The sequence below is a fragment of the Pseudomonas batumici genome (assembly GCF_000820515.1).
GTDB lineage: Bacteria > Pseudomonadota > Gammaproteobacteria > Pseudomonadales > Pseudomonadaceae > Aquipseudomonas > Aquipseudomonas batumici.
The window spans coordinates 64530-80111 of record NZ_JXDG01000001.1 but is presented as its reverse complement, the minus strand read 5'-3'; the positions used below and the strand labels follow the sequence as shown (position 1 = coordinate 80111).

At 62.5% G+C, this 15582-nt stretch carries 18 protein-coding genes; 8 read left to right on the top strand and 10 right to left on the bottom strand.

Annotated elements, in window-relative coordinates; all coding sequences use genetic code 11:
• Nucleotides 1–3 precede the first annotated feature (3 nt).
• The 3 genes from UCMB321_RS00395 to betC all read right to left on the bottom strand — a co-directional run bounded on the left by UCMB321_RS00395 (nt 4) and on the right by betC (nt 4234).
• The gene (locus UCMB321_RS00395) at nt 4–1572 is read right to left on the bottom strand and encodes a SulP family inorganic anion transporter (RefSeq protein WP_040062957.1); all 1569 of its coding nucleotides are present in this window, start codon (nt 1570–1572) and stop codon (nt 4–6) included.
• 207 nt (nt 1573–1779) lie between these two features.
• Nucleotides 1780–2700: a choline ABC transporter substrate-binding protein gene (gene choX / locus UCMB321_RS00390; RefSeq protein ID WP_040062955.1), complete on the bottom strand. Its 921-nt coding sequence runs from the start codon at nt 2698–2700 to the stop codon at nt 1780–1782.
• Between the two features lie 19 nt (nt 2701–2719).
• On the bottom strand, nt 2720–4234 hold the full coding sequence (gene betC, locus UCMB321_RS00385; protein ID WP_040062953.1) for a choline-sulfatase: 1515 nt from the start codon (nt 4232–4234) through the stop codon (nt 2720–2722).
• A gap of 114 nt (nt 4235–4348) precedes the next feature.
• Between betC and UCMB321_RS00380 the strand changes: the two genes are divergently transcribed.
• Together UCMB321_RS00380 and UCMB321_RS00375 are read left to right on the top strand one after the other, a co-directional pair.
• The gene (locus UCMB321_RS00380) at nt 4349–5299 is read left to right on the top strand and encodes a choline sulfate utilization transcriptional regulator (RefSeq protein WP_040062952.1); all 951 of its coding nucleotides are present in this window, start codon (nt 4349–4351) and stop codon (nt 5297–5299) included.
• A 31-nt stretch (nt 5300–5330) separates the two neighbouring features.
• Complete coding sequence (locus UCMB321_RS00375; RefSeq protein WP_040062950.1) at nt 5331–5657, top strand: DOPA 4,5-dioxygenase family protein; 327 nt, start codon at nt 5331–5333, stop codon at nt 5655–5657.
• Between the two features lie 4 nt (nt 5658–5661).
• Here UCMB321_RS00375 and UCMB321_RS00370 read toward each other — a convergent pair whose 3' ends face one another.
• The 3 genes from UCMB321_RS00370 to trpB form a co-directional block, all read right to left on the bottom strand.
• Nucleotides 5662–6108 (bottom strand): anti-virulence regulator CigR family protein, encoded by a 447-nt coding sequence (locus UCMB321_RS00370; protein ID WP_040062948.1) that lies wholly within the window; start codon nt 6106–6108, stop codon nt 5662–5664.
• A gap of 470 nt (nt 6109–6578) precedes the next feature.
• On the bottom strand, nt 6579–7385 hold the full coding sequence (gene trpA, locus UCMB321_RS00360; protein WP_040062945.1) for a tryptophan synthase subunit alpha: 807 nt from the start codon (nt 7383–7385) through the stop codon (nt 6579–6581).
• Nucleotides 7385–8605, bottom strand: a complete 1221-nt coding sequence (gene trpB / locus UCMB321_RS00355; protein ID WP_040062944.1) for a tryptophan synthase subunit beta — start codon at nt 8603–8605, stop codon at nt 7385–7387. Before trpB ends, trpA begins: the two co-directional genes overlap by 1 nt.
• 111 nt (nt 8606–8716) lie before the next feature.
• On the opposite strand from trpB, the gene UCMB321_RS00350 reads away from it, so the two are divergent.
• The 3 genes from UCMB321_RS00350 (at nt 8717) to UCMB321_RS00340 (ending at nt 10419) form a co-directional block, all read left to right on the top strand.
• Complete coding sequence (locus tag UCMB321_RS00350; RefSeq protein ID WP_040062943.1) at nt 8717–9613, top strand: LysR family transcriptional regulator; 897 nt, start codon at nt 8717–8719, stop codon at nt 9611–9613.
• Between the two features lie 225 nt (nt 9614–9838).
• Entirely contained in the window at nt 9839–10054 is a 216-nt protein-coding gene (locus UCMB321_RS00345; RefSeq protein WP_040062941.1) for a dodecin, read from the top strand.
• A gap of 134 nt (nt 10055–10188) precedes the next feature.
• Entirely contained in the window at nt 10189–10419 is a 231-nt protein-coding gene (locus UCMB321_RS00340) for a DUF1161 domain-containing protein (protein WP_040062940.1), read from the top strand.
• Nucleotides 10420–10476: 57 nt separating this feature from the next.
• Here UCMB321_RS00340 and UCMB321_RS00335 read toward each other — a convergent pair whose 3' ends face one another.
• On the bottom strand, nt 10477–11478 hold the full coding sequence (locus UCMB321_RS00335; protein WP_040062939.1) for an LLM class flavin-dependent oxidoreductase: 1002 nt from the start codon (nt 11476–11478) through the stop codon (nt 10477–10479).
• Between the two features lie 220 nt (nt 11479–11698).
• On the opposite strand from UCMB321_RS00335, the gene UCMB321_RS00330 reads away from it, so the two are divergent.
• Together UCMB321_RS00330 and UCMB321_RS00325 are read left to right on the top strand one after the other, a co-directional pair.
• Nucleotides 11699–12130 (top strand): OsmC family protein, encoded by a 432-nt coding sequence (locus UCMB321_RS00330; RefSeq protein ID WP_040062938.1) that lies wholly within the window; start codon nt 11699–11701, stop codon nt 12128–12130.
• A 128-nt stretch (nt 12131–12258) separates the two neighbouring features.
• Nucleotides 12259–12492: a DUF1161 domain-containing protein gene (locus UCMB321_RS00325; protein WP_040062937.1), complete on the top strand. Its 234-nt coding sequence runs from the start codon at nt 12259–12261 to the stop codon at nt 12490–12492.
• Nucleotides 12493–12514: 22 nt separating this feature from the next.
• On the opposite strand, the gene UCMB321_RS00320 is transcribed toward UCMB321_RS00325, so the two are convergent.
• On the bottom strand, nt 12515–12931 hold the full coding sequence (locus UCMB321_RS00320) for a PA0061/PA0062 family lipoprotein (RefSeq protein WP_040062936.1): 417 nt from the start codon (nt 12929–12931) through the stop codon (nt 12515–12517).
• Between the two features lie 185 nt (nt 12932–13116).
• Here UCMB321_RS00320 and UCMB321_RS00315 point away from each other — a divergent pair, with 185 nt between their 5' ends.
• Nucleotides 13117–14166, top strand: coding sequence for an aminopeptidase (locus tag UCMB321_RS00315; RefSeq protein WP_425338512.1), 1050 nt, complete (start codon nt 13117–13119; stop codon nt 14164–14166).
• 131 nt (nt 14167–14297) lie between these two features.
• Here the strand turns inward: UCMB321_RS00315 and UCMB321_RS00310 are convergent, their stop codons facing one another.
• Together UCMB321_RS00310 and UCMB321_RS00305 are read right to left on the bottom strand one after the other, a co-directional pair.
• Complete coding sequence (locus tag UCMB321_RS00310) at nt 14298–14942, bottom strand: HAD family hydrolase (RefSeq protein ID WP_040062933.1); 645 nt, start codon at nt 14940–14942, stop codon at nt 14298–14300.
• A 29-nt stretch (nt 14943–14971) separates the two neighbouring features.
• The gene (locus UCMB321_RS00305; RefSeq protein WP_040062932.1) at nt 14972–15520 is read right to left on the bottom strand and encodes a gamma carbonic anhydrase family protein; all 549 of its coding nucleotides are present in this window, start codon (nt 15518–15520) and stop codon (nt 14972–14974) included.
• Nucleotides 15521–15582 lie beyond the last annotated feature (62 nt).

The window sequence follows — 15582 nt, the reverse complement described above, 5'->3', positions numbered from 1 at the left end:
CAATCAATCCTCAAAGCGGATCGGGCACTTATCCACACCCTCGAGCTTGATCAACTCCTCCACCACCGGCGCCCGCGCCCGCCTCAGGGTCAGGCTGCGGCCTTCCCGCGCCAGGCGCCGGGCTTCCTGGTGCAGCATTTCCACCCCCGAGTAATCGATGAAGTTGATCTGCTGCGCCTCGATCACCACCTTCTGCCCGTTCAACCGTTGCAGCCGGACTTGCAGGTAATGGCTGGCGCCGAAAAAGATCGATCCGCCGACCCGCAACACATCCTCCTCGCCATCGCGCCAATGGTGTACCCGCGGCTGCGAGGTGCGCTTGAGGTAGAAAAACAGCGAGGCCAGCACCCCGGCATAAATCGCCGTCTGCAACTCCAGCAGCAAGGTCGCCACGCAGGTCAGCGCCATCACCGCGAACTCGGCGTGACTGACCCGCAATAACGCACGGATACCGCGCCGGTCCACCAGCCCCCAACTGATCAGCAGGATGCTGCCGGCCATCGCCGGGATCGGGATGTGCGCGATCAGCGCCGAACCGGTCACGGCGAACAGCGCCACCCAGAGGGCGGAAAACACCCCGGCCAGGGGCGAGTAGGCGCCGGCCTCATAACTCAGCGCGGCACGGGTGAACGAACCAGCCGACAGGTAGCCGGAAAACAGGCTGCCAACCATGTTCGACAGGCCCTGGGCGCGGACTTCCTGGTTGGCGTCGAGCAACTGTTGGGAACGCGCGGAGATCGAACGGGCAATCGACAGGCTGGTCACCAGCCCGAGCATGCCCACCGCGACGGCACTGGGCAGCAGGCGCAGGATGGTTTCCAGGTCCAGCGGCAAGGGGCTGAACGGCGGCAGCCGGCCGATGAAGCCCTTGACCAGCTGCACATGCCCGAACAGGCCAGGACACAGCCAGACCAGCGCACTGGCCAGTACCAGGGTGATCAGCAGGGTCGGCCAGCGCGGCAGCAGGGATTTGAGCGTGAAACCGAGGATCAGGGTGCCCAGCCCCAGCAGCAGCGAGGGTTTGTCCAGTTCGCCAAGATGCTGGCTCAGTTGCAGCAGGCTGTTCAGGGCGGTCGCCTGGTTGGGGATGTCGAGCCCCAGCAGGTTGGGCAGTTGCCCGAGGGCGATGACCACGGCGGCGCCCAGGGTGAAACCCAGCACCACCGAATGCGAGACGAAATTCACCAGGGCGCCGAAGCGCAGCATGCCCAGCAGCCACTGGAAGATCCCGGCGATGCAGGTCAGCAGCAGGATCAGGGTGATGTAGTCCTGGCTGCCGGGTACCGCGAGCGGGCTGACACTGGCGAACAGGACAATCGAGATGGCCGCCGTGGGCCCGCAGATCAGGTGCCAGGACGAGCCCCAGAGACAGGCGATCAGCACCGGGACGATGGCGGCGTACAGGCCGTATTCGGGCGGCAGGCCGGCGATCAGCGCGTAGGCGACCGATTGCGGCAAGGCCAGGATCGCCCCGCTCAGGCCGACGATCAGGTCACGGCTGACGCTGGCGCGGGTTTGCCGGGGCAGCCAGCTGAGAAATGGCAGGAGTTTGTGGCGGTTGGTCCAGCCCATGGGGCCCTCGGTTGGATGAGTCGGCTTCAGCGTGAGGAGTGTCTCTGGAGTTTACGCGGTGAAACACTGACCTGTAGGAGCCGGCTTGCCGGCGATGGCGGCCTGAAGGGCGCTGCAAGGCTCAAGGGCCTCATCGCCGGCAAGCCGGCTCCTACAATGATCGCGTTCATCACCGTTAGACGGTATCCACAGGTTTTGTGTTGACCTTTAGAGCTTGGCCTTCACCACCGGCAACGCATCCTGGCCATCCACGGTCTTCACCCCATCCAGCCATTTATCCAGCACCGCCGGATTGGCCTTGATCCAGGCCCGGGCCGCATCGGCATTGCTCAGCTTCTTGTTTGCCACCTCGGCCATGATGCTGTTTTCCATGTCCTGGGTGAAGCTCAGGTTGCTCAGCAACTTGCCGACGTTCGGGCAGGCCTGTGCATAACCCTTGCGGGTCACGGTATAGACGCTGCCGGTATCACCGAAGTACTGCTCGCCGCCCTTGAGATAATGCATCTTCATCTGCACGTTCATCGGGTGCGGGGTCCAGCCGAGGAAGACCACGAACTTCTGCTTCTTCACCGACCGGGCCACCTCGGCCAGCATCGCCTGCTCGCTGGACTCCACCAGTTTCCACTGGCCCAGGTCGAACTGGTTCTTCTTGATGATCTCCGCCAGCGAGGCATTGGCCGGTGCGCCGGAACCGATGCCGTAGAGTTTCTTGTCGAACTTGTCCGCGTACTTGTTCAGGTCGGCAAAGTTATGCACACCCGCGTCCCAGACATAATCCGGGACCGCCAGGGTGAATTCGGTGCCGTCGAGGTTCTTCGCCAGCTGCGTGACATCGCCGTTGGCCACGAACTTGTCGTAGAAACCCTGCTGCGCCGGCATCCAGTTGCCGAGGAACACATCCACCTGGCCGTCCTTGAGACCGCCATAGGTGATCGGCACCGCCAGGGTATCGACCTTGGCCGTGTAGCCCAGGCCACCCAGCAACAGGCTGGTGATGGCGTTGGTCGCGGCGATATCGCTCCAGCCCGGATCGGCCATTTTCACGGTGTCGCAGCTCTGTTCGGCATAAGCACTCAGGCAGCTCGCGGCCAGCAGGCCGGCCGTCAGTGCTGTGGATAACTTTTTCATCGCCTTCCCCTCTCGTTCGTTATTGATGTTGGCAGGGTTGTGGATAACGCGCCTTGCGTTCCAGATCGTCGAGGTCGATATGGTTGCGCATGTATTGCTGACTGGCGTCCACCAGTGGCTGGTGATCCCAGCTCTTCAGCTTCCCTTGGGTCAGTGCGGCGGCGACGAAACGCCGTCGGCGCTGACTGGCGAGCACCTGTTGGTGGATCGCCGGGATGTTCCATTTCGCCCGGGCTTCGGCCAGGAAGTCGTTGAAGAGTGTCTGATGCGGCGCGGACTGGCTGAGTTCTTCTGCTTCGCGGGGGTCGTTGTGGACATCGAAGAGCAGGCAGGGGTCGTCTTCGCTGTAGATGAATTTGTAGGCCCCGCGACGAATCATCATCAGCGGGCCGATGGTCCCTTCGGCCATGTATTCGCCGAACACTTCGTCGTGGCCGCCCTCCCCGCTGAGGTGTGGGACCAGCGAGCGGCCGTCCAGCGGCAGCTCGGCGTGCAGCGTGCCGCCGGCCAGTTCCACCAGGGTCGGCAGCAGGTCGGCGGTGGAGACGGCCGCGCTGACGCGCCCGGCGGCGAACTGCCCCGGGGCGCTGATCAGCAGCGGTACCCGGGCGGACATTTCGAACCAATGCATCTTGTACCAGAGGCCGCGCTCGCCGAGCATGTCGCCGTGGTCGCCGGAGAACACGATCAGCGTGTCCTCCGATAGGCCGGTTTCCTCCAGGGTTTGCAGGAGTTTGCCGACGTTGCTGTCGATATAGCTGCACGCGCCGAAGTAGGCACGGCGGGCGTCGCGGATCTTATCCACAGGCAGCGGCTTGTCCCACAGGTCATAGACCTTGAGCAAGCGCCGGGAATGCGGGTCGAGGCTGTCCTGGGCCGGTGTCTCCGGCAGCGGGATGTCCTCGTCGCGATACAGGTCCCAGAATGCCTTGGGAATGGTGTAGGGATCGTGGGGATGGGTCATGGACACGGTCAGGCAGAACGGCCGGTCGCCGTCTTCACGCACGTGATCGAACAGGTATTGCTGCGCCTTGAACACCACCTCTTCATCGAAGTCCAGCTGGTTGGTGCGCACACAGGGACCGGCCTGCAGCACCGAGGACATGTTGTGGTACCAGCTGGGCCGCACGTCGGGCTCGTCCCAGTTCACCGCCCAGCCGTAGTCCGCCGGGTAGATATCGCTGGTCAGGCGTTCTTCATAACCATGCAACTGGTCCGGCCCGCAGAAGTGCATCTTGCCCGACAGCGCGGTGCGATAGCCCAGGCGCCGCAGATAATGGGCGTAGGTCGGCACATCGGCGGGGAAATCGGCGGCGTTGTCGTAGGCGCCGATCTTGCTTGGGAGCTGGCCGCTCACCAGGGTGAAGCGCGACGGCGCGCAGAGCGGGCTGTTGCAGTAGGCGGCATCGAAGACCACGCCCTGGGCGGCCAGGCGGCTCAGGTTCGGAAGCTTGATGGGCGATGCCCCGTAGAGCGGCAACAGGGGCGCGGCCATCTGATCGGCCATGATGAAGAGAATGTTCTTGCGCTTCATGGTATCGCGGCATTCCATAGTAAATTGTTATGCGATAGTGCTGATATCCAGCATGTGTCCCATGGAATTTGTGGTAAAGCCCCTGCCAAACAATGACTAGGATAAGTACAGCTTATGTATGAATCGCTGGGTGACCTGTCCCTCGATCTGCTCCGGGCCTTCGAAGCGGCGGCGCGTCATCACAGCTTTACCGCCGCGGCGGTGGAGCTGGGCACCACCCAACCGGCCATCAGCCAGCAGATCAAGCGCCTGGAAGAGCAACTGACCACCCGCCTGTTCGACCGTATCTACCGGGGGATCGAGTTGACCGAAGCCGGCTCGATCCTGTTCGAGCAGGTCCAGGCCGGTCTGCAGAGCATCGACAGTGGCTTGAGCGCGGTGACCGCCCAGCGTCAGCACGAGGTGCTGCAGGTCGCCACCGACTTTGCCTTTGCCGCCTATTGGTTGATGCCGCGCCTTCATCGCTTTCATGCGGCCAATCCCCAGGTCGATGTCAGCCTGGTGACCAGTGAGCGCAGCCACAACATGCTGCGCACCGACATCGATGTGGCGGTGTTGTTCGGCAAGGGCCGCTTCAAACAGGGCGAGAGCCATTGGCTGTTCAGCGAGGAAGTGTTTCCGGTGTGCAGCCCGCAATTGCTCAAGGGGCGCGAGCTGCCGTTGCCCACCGAGGCCCTGCTGGAGTTTCCCCTGCTGCATCTCAAGGGCGAAAACAGCAGTCACTGGTTCGATTGGACCGGTGTTTTTCGCGAACTGGGGCTCACCGCGGCACCGGCGCCGGGGCAATTGCGCTTCGACAACTACACCTTGCTGATCCAGGCGGCGATTGGTGGCCAGGGCGTAGCCATCGGCTGGCGGCACCTGGTGGATAACCTGCTGGAGCAGGGGTTGTTATGCCGACCGATCAGCCAGACGGTGATGTCCACCTTTGGTTACTACGTGGTCTTGCCCCAGCGTAAACGGCGCGGGGCGCTGATCCAGCGCTTCTTCGACTGGCTGATGGCCGAGCAGGCCGACAGTGCGCAATCGCTGGTGGGGCTGGGCTTACCCTCGATTGCGGTGTAGCCTTTTCCAAGGTTGAACGAACGAGAGCGGCATGCAACGTATCAAGGGCTACCACGCCCATATCTATTTCGATGCCTCGACCCTTGAGCAGGCCCGTGAGCTGTGTGAAACGGCAGCGGCGACCTTTCCGCTGAAGATGGGGCGCATGCACCAGCGCCCGGTGGGGCCGCATCCGGATTGGAGTTGCCAGTTGGCGTTCGATGCGCAGTACATCGGCGTGGTCTTGCCGTGGCTGGCGTTGAACCGCAAGGGATTGGTGGTGTTCATGCACCCCTTGACCGGCGATGACCTGGCCGACCACCGCGATCACGGGATCTGGATGGGGGCGGTCAGGCCATTGGATCTGTCGATTTTCTAGGCGGTCAGTTCAGCACACCCTCGAGAATCTCGTAGACGACCCCGGTGCCGATGGCGATCAGGACCACGTCGTCGCCCATGCGCCGCCACTCGTAACCTTCATACCTCGGCAGGCGCTCCAGCTCCCAGCCACCCAGGCGTTCGCCTTCATAGCCACGTGGCAGCGGTCGGCCGCGCTCTACGCGAAAGCCCGGTGGCAGTGGCGCGCCGCGGCGGAAATGCTCGTGGTCTTCATGAATCATCTGCCGGACCGGGCCGAAGTCCCGGGGTGGGCGGTGTTCATAGCGTTCGTCATGCTCGCGGTCCCGTCCCCTGTCGTCGCCCCTGTCCCGATGCTCATAGCCACCGCGATCATGATCTTCGCCGCGCCATTGGTCCTCGGCATGCAGCAGGGGGCTGGTGCTGAGCATCAACAGGCCAAGGCCGGCAATCAGGCGTTTGGGCGTTTTCATCGGGGGCATTCCTCACCACACAGGCAATACATCGAAAGGGGGGAAGATGTGGCTTCAAACCCCCGGGTCTCGCAATATTAGTCAGTGGGGCGAGGCATAGATTCCTTTGTATCAGGAACTTTACCTTGGGTGGAGGCCGGTGTCCGAGGCCAGGTTCGTGGTGCTGGGCGTCAGGGGTTCGAACGCGAACAGGCTGGACAGGTTCTGTCGCGGCGGCGGTGTTTTTCGTGGGTTGGAAGCAACCGACCTGAGCCGCTTCGGGCCAGGGGTTTCTGGGGTGGGTAGTTGATCGAGGAAGGTGCGGGCGATAGCGAGCGTCATAGGGGCATCCATTTTCATAGGTAACGATCCGGCGCTCCTGCGCGGTCGTCTCTCGCCGGTATTGCCCGCTATTGCCGACAATCCCGGAAAGAGAATGAAATGATTGCCCCTTTGACAGTGGAGTTCTGTCAATAAACGCTCAGGGTGACTCAGCGTGCTGTACGCACCCCTTCGGCGAGGGCCGCGCACAGGCTCAGCACGCCATCGACGGCCTGCTCGTCGCTGGTGGCGTTGGCGATGTGATCGATCAGCGCCGAGCCGACCACCACGCCATCCGCCAGCCGGGCGATTGCCGCGGCCTGTTCCGGGGTCCGGATACCGAAACCGATGCTGATCGGCAGGTCGGTGTGGCGACGCAGGCGGGCCACCGCTTCTTCGACGTGTTCCAGGGTCGCCGAACCGGCACCGGTCACGCCGGCCACCGAGACGTAGTAGACGAAGCCGGAACTGCCGTTGAGCACGGTGGGCAGGCGGGTGTCGCCGGTGGTCGGGGTGGTCAGGCGGATAAAGTCCAGGCCGGCGGCCTGGGCCGGGTCGCACAGCTCGCCGTTATGTTCCGGCGGCAGGTCGACCACGATCAGGCCGTCGACACCGGCGGCCTTGGCGTCGGCGATAAAGCGCGGCACGCCGTAGTGGTGGATCGGGTTGAAGTAACCCATCAGCACCAGCGGGGTGTCGTTGTTCCCGGCGCGGAATTCGCGAACCATCTGCAGGGTTTTCGCCAGGTTCTGCTTGGCGGCCAGGGCACGGATGTTCGCCAGCTGGATCGCCGGGCCATCGGCCATCGGATCGGTGAAGGGCATGCCCAGCTCGATCACGTCGGCACCGGCCTTGGGCAGGCCCTTGAGGATCGCCAGGGAGGTGTCATAGCCCGGGTCGCCGGCGGTGACGAAGGTCACCAGGGCGGCGCGGTTCTGTTGTTTCAGCTCGGCAAAGCGGGTTTGCAGGCGGCTCATCAGTGTTTCTCCTGCTGGGACTGTTGCATATGGTGCATGACGGTTTGCATGTCCTTGTCGCCGCGACCGGACAGGTTGACCACCATCAGGTGATCCTTGGGCAGGGTCGGCGCGCGCTTGAAGACTTCGGCCAGGGCGTGGGCGCTTTCCAGGGCCGGGATGATGCCTTCGAGGCGGCAGCACTGGTGGAATGCAGCCAGGGCTTCATGATCGGTGATCGAGGTGTACTGGACCCGACCGATATCGTGCAACCAGGCGTGTTCCGGGCCGATGCCGGGGTAGTCGAGGCCGGCGGAAATCGAGTGGGCGTCGATGATCTGGCCATCGTCGTCCTGCAGCAGGAAGGTCCGGTTGCCGTGCAGCACGCCCGGAACGCCGCCGTTCAGGCTGGCCGCGTGCTTGCCGGTCTCGATACCGTGGCCGGCCGCTTCGACACCGATGATTTCGACGCTGGTGTCATCGAGGAACGGGTGGAACAGGCCCATGGCGTTGGAGCCGCCACCGATGCACGCCACCAGGCTGTCGGGCAGGCGCCCTTCCTGGGCCTGCAACTGCTCGCGGGTTTCCTTGCCGATCACCGCCTGGAAGTCGCGGACCATGGCTGGGTACGGGTGTGGGCCGGCAACGGTGCCGATCAGGTAGAAGGTGGTGTCGACGTTGGTCACCCAGTCGCGCAACGCTTCGTTCATCGCGTCTTTCAGGGTGCCGGTACCGGCGACCACGGGGATCACTTCGGCGCCCAGCAGCTTCATGCGGAACACGTTGGCCTGCTGGCGCTCGATGTCGGTGGTGCCCATGTAGATCACGCACTCCAGGCCGAAGCGCGCGGCCACGGTGGCGGTGGCCACGCCGTGCATGCCGGCGCCGGTCTCGGCGATGATGCGTTTCTTGCCCATGCGCCGCGCCAGCAGGATCTGGCCGATGCAGTTGTTGATCTTGTGGGCGCCGGTGTGGTTCAGCTCTTCGCGCTTGAGGTAGATCTTCGCGCCGCCACAGTGTTCGGTCAGGCGTTCGGCGAAGTACAGCGGGCTCGGACGACCGACGTAGTCGCGTTGGAAGTAGGCCAGTTCCTTGATGAACGCGGGATCGGTCTTGGCGGCTTCGTATTCGCGGTTCAGGTCGAGGATCAGCGGCATCAGGGTTTCGGCCACGTAGCGGCCGCCGAATGCGCCGAACAGGCCGTTGGCATCGGGACCGTTGCGCAGGTTGGACTGGGTCATGGGAGGCTCCAGGTGGGCGATTGAATGAGCGATGGGTTCACTCTAACCATGACAGGCACGGATGAAAACCGATAAGATCGCTGCGACCTGTCAGGAAAACTCACAGATATCATGAGCCGCGACCTTCCCCCGCTCAATGCCCTGCGTGCCTTCGAGGCGACCGCCCGCTTGAACAGCGTCAGTCAGGCGGCCGAGCAGCTGCATGTGACCCACGGAGCCGTCAGCCGGCAATTGAAAGTGCTCGAGGAACACCTGGGCCTGAGCCTGTTCGTCAAGGAAGGGCGCGGCCTGAAACTCACAGATGCGGGGATACGCCTGCGCGATGCCAGTTTCGAGGCGTTCGAGCGGCTGCGGGGTGTCTGCGCCGAGCTGGCCCAGAGCACGGTGGATGCGCCCTTTGTGCTGGGCTGTTCCGGGAGCCTGCTGGCACGCTGGTTTATTCCCCGGCTGGGGCGACTGAACGCCGACCTGCCCGACTTGCGCCTGCACCTGTCGGCGGGTGAAGGCGATCTCGATCCGCGCAAGCCGGGGCTCGATGCCCTGCTGCTGTTCGCCGAGCCACCGTGGCCGGCGGATATGCAGGTCATTGAGCTGGCGAGCGAGCGCATCGGGCCGGTCATGAGCCCGCATTTTGCCCGTTACGAGTCATTGCTGCGGGCGCCGGCCCGTGGACTGGTGGGGGAAGCGTTGTTGCACACCACCTCGCGACCGCAGGCCTGGCCCAGCTGGGCGCGGCAGAACGGCATCGAAGCGACGCAGCTGAAGTACGGGCAGGGTTTCGAGCATCTGTACTACCTGCTCGAAGCGGCCGTGGCCGGGTTGGGGGTGGCGATCGCGCCGCAGCCGCTGGTGGCGGACGATCTGCGCGCCGGTCGCCTGGTGGCGCCCTGGGGTTTCAACGAAACCCCGGGGCGGCTGGCGTTATGGTTGCCGCGCCGCGCCGCGGACGGACGCGCCCGGCAGTTGGCCGACTGGCTCAAGACCGAGTTGGAGCACGGCGTTGCCTGACAGACCGGATGGGATCTTGAAAGCGCCGCGAACCCTGTAGGAGCCGGCTTGCCGGCGATTGCGGCCGATTAGACGATGCAAGCCTTCAGGGCCTCATCGCTGGCAAGCCAGCTCCTACAAGTCGGTACTCCATCCCCCCCGTTTGCACGGCAGATAGGTTGCCCGGGCTATGGGAAAAATCACTGCTAGGCTCTTTGAACAGCCCTTGGGACTTAGGAGAGCAGCATGAGCGACCATCACACCTACAAGAAAATCGAACTGGTGGGTTCTTCCCCCACCAGCATCGAGGAAGCCATCAACAACGCCCTGGCCGAAGCCGGCAAAAGCATCAAGCACCTGGAATGGTTCGAGGTGATCGACACCCGCGGGCATATCAGGGACAACCAGGCCGCGCACTTCCAGGTCACCCTGAAGGTCGGGTTCAAGATCGCCAATAGCTGAACAAATGCTGGCCTTTTGAACTTATAGGCTGGCCGACTGCCATATTGATTGCTATACAGAGGGCGCTGAATAGCCCCAGGTGCGTCGCCCAAAAGCCGACGCACTTTTTTTGATCTGACCAGGGAATATGATCGATGAAGAAGCTTTTGCTGGCTGTAGGTTTGTTGAGTCTGGCGGGAACCGCCTTGGCGGCGGGCAAGCCATGCGATGTGGTGGAGAAGGACATCAAGGACAAGCTTGAAGCCAAGGGTGTTCACGGTTATTCGCTGCAGATCGTCGATAAGGCCGGCAACACCGGTGCCGATGGCAAGACCGTTGGCAGCTGCGCTTCGGGCAAGAAGGAAATCGTCTACAAACGCAAATAAGCGTGGGTGGACATCGACGAGGCCGGCGCTATGCGCCGGCTTTTTTTGTCGCTGCCGTCAGCCCTTCATGACCTGCGCCAGTAGTTCGTAGGAATGCAGTCGATCGGCATGCTCATACAGGTCACAGGTGAAGATCAGTTCATCGGCCTGGGTCTGCTCGATCAACACCTCCAGTCGAGCGCGGATCTTCTCCGGACTGCCGACCATCGCCAAGCCGAGGAAGCTCGCCACCGCTTCTTTCTCGTGGGGCAGCCACAGGCCATCCATGCTCTGCACCGGAGGCCGTTGTACCAGGCTCTGGCCGCGCATCAGGGCGAGGATGCGCTGGTAGACCGAGGTCGCCAGGTAGTCGGCCCGCTCATCGGTATCCGCGGCCACCAGCGGCACACCGAGCATCACATAGGGTTTGTCGAGCACCGCCGAAGGCTTGAAGTGATTGCGATAGACGCGAATCGCCTCGTGCAGGTAGCGCGGTGCGAAATGTGAGGCGAAGGCGTAGGGCAAGCCCCGCTCGCCGGCCAGCTGTGCACTGAACAGGCTCGAACCGAGCAACCAGATCGGCACCTGGGTGCCGGTGCCCGGCATGGCGATCACCCGTTGTTCGGGGGTACGCGGGCCCAGGTAGCCCATCAGCTCGGCGACGTCCTCGGGGAAGTCGTCGGCGCTGCCCGAACGCTCGCGGCGCAAGGCCCGGGCGGTCATCTGGTCGGAACCCGGGGCGCGCCCCAGGCCCAGGTCGATACGGCCGGGGTAGAGACTTTCCAGGGTGCCGAACTGTTCGGCGATCACCAGGGGCGCATGGTTGGGCAGCATCACGCCGCCGGAACCGACGCGGATGGTCGAGGTACCGCTTGCCAGGTAACCCAACAGGACTGAAGTGGCCGAACTGGCGATGCCGTCCATGTTGTGGTGCTCGGCGACCCAGAAGCGATGGTAGCCGAACTTCTCCACATGACGGGCCAGATCCAGCGAATTGCGCAGCGATTGCGCCGGACTGCCGTCCTGGCGCACGGGCACCAGGTCGAGGGTGGAAAACTTGATGTCGGACAGTCGCTTCATGAGCCTGCTACTCCTGTGAGGGTACGCAGGCTTCGTCTGCTGTCGAAAAACCTGCCGGTCTCCAGGGAATGTGGGCATATACCCGAGTTTCAAGGGTTGATCTGTTTTTAACCTGCATTTTTTTCAGATGAGTCTTACAGGATGAACCTTGAGGCAGCGACTATCCTCAGAACCTTGACCCCGGCGTGAACCCGTCGCGCCGGCTTTTGAGGAGGCAGCTATGAGTATCAAGAGGAAAGCATCGGCTCATTGGGCGGGCGACCTGAAAACCGGCATCGGTTCCATTTCCACGGAAACCGGGGTGTTGCGCGAAGCGCCTTACGGCTTCAAGGCGCGTTTCGAGGGCGGCAAGGGCACCAACCCGGAAGAACTGATCGGCGCCGCCCATGCGGGGTGTTTCTCCATGGCCTTTTCGATGATTCTCGGCGAGGCCGGGCTCAAGGCCGACAGCATCGACACCCAGGCCGAAGTGACGCTGGATCAGGTGGACGGTGGTTTTGCGATCACCGCGGTGCACCTGGTGCTCAAGGCGAAAATCCCCGGCGCCAGCCAGCAGCAGTTCGATGAACTGAGCAAAAAGGCCAAGGAAGGTTGCCCGGTGTCCAAGGTGTTGAACACGAAGATCAGCCTGGACGGGACCCTGGTCAACTGACCCGGCTGCCGCAAGCGCCAGGGATGTGAGGTGCATCAGAACTTGGCCCGCGCAATTGTGGTCGAATGAGCAGTGGCAGTTTGCGCGTACGCCCTTGTGACGTGCTGCCGTAGTCAAGGAGTTCGACCATGAAACGTATTGCCCTGGGGATTTTCTGTTGCATGCTGGCCACCACGGCGCTGGCTGCGACCAAGCCTTGTGAAGAACTCAAGAAGGAGATCGAAATCAAGATCCAGGCGGCTCGCGTCAGCTCCTACACCCTGGAAATCGTCACCAACGATGAAGTCCACGACCAGAACATGGTCGTGGGCAGTTGCGACGGCGGCAGCAAGAAAATCATCTACCAGAAGAATGACCGCTGAAGCCGGCCATACGCGCTACTCGCTACGGGATGCAGAACACGTTGTTTTGTTCGGCCACCTCTTCACCCTTGTCGTTGTATAACCGCGCGCTGGCGTTGAAGCCCAGGGCAATGCCCTCCAGGCGGTAACGCTGGCCGGCTTCGAAGTGGTCATAGTGCACGCTCAGGTAGCACAGGCGATTCGGCAGCTCGGTGTTCATCGCCATGCCGCCGATATAGACCTCGTAATCGAAACGCGCCACGAGGTCATGGCTGCCCGGCGTTACCTGGAAAAAGCGCCCGTCGCGCAGACGGTGCTTGTCCAGGCTTTCGGCCATGATCAGCTTGCCGGTCTGGGTCTCCAGGTCGACCCAGGCCATTTGCGGATTGACCGGTGGTAAAGGACTGATACAACCGCTCAGGCTGGTGAGGGCGAGCAGTACGGGGAGAGTCTTGCGCATGATGGTTTCCACTCTGTCAGAGGCTCAGCATACCCGCGTTCAGGGGTATCGGGATGCCTTGGGCGTCAACCTTGTGGTGGGACCGCCTCATTACAGTGAACACCTCAACCTCGATAATCATTCATGGAAAAGTGTTCAGTACGCACGATAGTCTTGCGTCAGCTCCTTGCAGGATGACTTCGATGATGTTCAGGCCCGTGCTACGCGGTTCGATAGGCGCCGTGCTGCTGGTGTTGCTCGGTGGTTGCAGCAGCACCCATTATTATAGCCAGTTGGCCGGTGGCCAGTTGAGCCTGCTGCGTGCCCGGGAACCGGTGGCCGAGGTGATTGCCGATCCGGCCCGGGACCCCAAGCTGCGCGAGCACCTGGCCCAGTCCCAGCGGGCGCGGACTTTCGCCAGCGAGCATCTGCACCTGCCCGACAACCGCAGTTACCGATTGTATGCGGACATCAAACGCCCTTATGTGGTCTGGAATGTCTTCGCCACGCCGGAGTTTTCCCTGACCCCGCAACAGCATTGTTTTCCCATTGCCGGGTGTGTGGCCTATCGCGGTTATTACAACCAGGGAGAGGCGCGGGGTGAAGCGGCGCTGCAAAAACAGCAGGGTATGGACGTGTACATCAGTGGGGTCGAGGCCTACTCGACGCTGGGTTGGTTCGACGATCCGATTATCAGTTCGATGATGACCTGGGGCGACGAACGCCTGGCGACGCTGATCTTTCACGAGCTGGCGCACCAGCGCTTCTATGTGAAGGATGACACCGAGTTCAACGAGTCCTATGCCAACTTCGTCGAACAGGAAGGCACGCGCCAATGGCGGACGGCGCGGGGCTTGGCGCCGGCCAAGGTCGACGAGGTGAAGCAGAAGGATCAGTTTATCGAGTTGGTGCTGAACACGCGGGCGCGGTTGCAGCAGTTGTATGCGCAGCCCTTGCCGGTGGAGCAGATGCGTGAACGCAAGGCGCAGGAGTTCCAGCACTTGCGCGACGAGTACCATCGGCTGCAGGCGAGCCAGTGGGCGGGCGACAAGCGTTATGACGCCTGGATCAACGCTCCGCTGAACAACGCCAAACTGCTGCCCTTCGGGCTGTATGACCAGTGGGTGCCGGCGTTTTCGGCGCTGTTCAGGCAAGTGAACGGAGATTGGCCGACGTTTTTCAAGTCTGTGGAAAAGCTCGGTGGCTTGCCGGTCGACGAGCGCACGGCGGCGTTGCGTCAATTGATGCCTGGCTGAAGGACGCCATCGTGAGCAATCGAGCGTCGACCGGCTGCTCCTACAGGTCCGTGTCGTGCCAATAAATGGCGGACGACCGATGTTTTGTAGGAGCAAGCTTGCTCGCGATGCAGGCGACACGGTTCCACGCCTTACACAAACGCCCGATGCAACTCAGCCAATGTCTGGAAATGATAAGCCGGTTTCTGAGCACTCAACTCCTCGAAACTGCCGAACCCATAACCCACCGCCGCCGCGTCCAGGCCATTGCGTTGCGCGCCGATCAGGTCGTGCTTGCGGTCGCCGATCATCAGCGTATCGCTCGGCTCCAGCCCTTCTTCGGCGATCAGGTGGGCAATCAACTCGACCTTGTCGGTACGCGTCCCGTCCAGCTCACTGCCGTAGATCACCTTGAAGTGCCGGGCAAAATCGAAATGCCGGGCGATCTCACGGGCGAATACCCAGGGCTTGGACGTGGCGATATACAACGTGCGCCCCTGCCCTCCGAGGGTTTCCAGCAGCGGCGTGACCCCTTCGAACACGCGGTTCTCATACAGACCGGTGACCTTGAAGCGCTCCCGGTAGAAGTTCACCGCCTCCCAGGCCTTGGCCTCGTCAAACCCGTAGAACTGCATGAAGGCCTGCAACAACGGCGGGCCGATGAAGTGTTCGAGCTTGCCGAGGTCCGGCTCGTCGATACCCAGTTTGCCCAGCGCAAACTGGATCGAACGGGTGATGCCCTCGCGTGGGTCGGTCAAGGTGCCGTCGAGGTCGAAGAGAATCGTCTGGTAATGCATGGGGCTGTCCTGGGCAGTACAAAAAATGATCAAACGGCCTGGTGGTAACCTTCGGCCAGGTGCTGATCCTTGAGCTTCACGTAGTTCGCGGCACTGTAGGTGAAAAAGGCCCGTTCCTTGTCCGTCAGGGCCCTAGCCTGCTTGACCGGGCTGCCGACGTAGAGAAAACCGCTTTCCAGCGTCTTGCCCGGCGGCACCAGGCTGCCGGCTCCGACTATCACTTCGTCCTCGATCACCGCGCCATCCATGACGATGCTGCCCATGCCGATCAGGACCCGGCTGCCCACCGTGCAGCCATGCAGCATGACCTTGTGGGCGATGGTCACATCGTCGCCGATCAGCAGCGGGAAACCCTCGGGGTTGAAGGGGCCGGCGTGGGTGATATGCAGCACGCAGCCGTCCTGCACGCTGGTGCGTTGGCCGATGCGGATGCGGTGCATGTCGCCGCGGATCACGGTCAGCGGCCAGATGGAGCTGTCGGCGCCGATTTCGACGTCGCCGATCACCACCGACGAACGGTCGACAAAGGCCCGTTCACCCAGTGCCGGCGTGAGGTTCTGGTAGGTACGAAGGGTCACGATAGGCGCTCTCTCTCTGGTTGATAGCTGCGGTCGGCGTCGATTGTAATTAAGATGGGGGC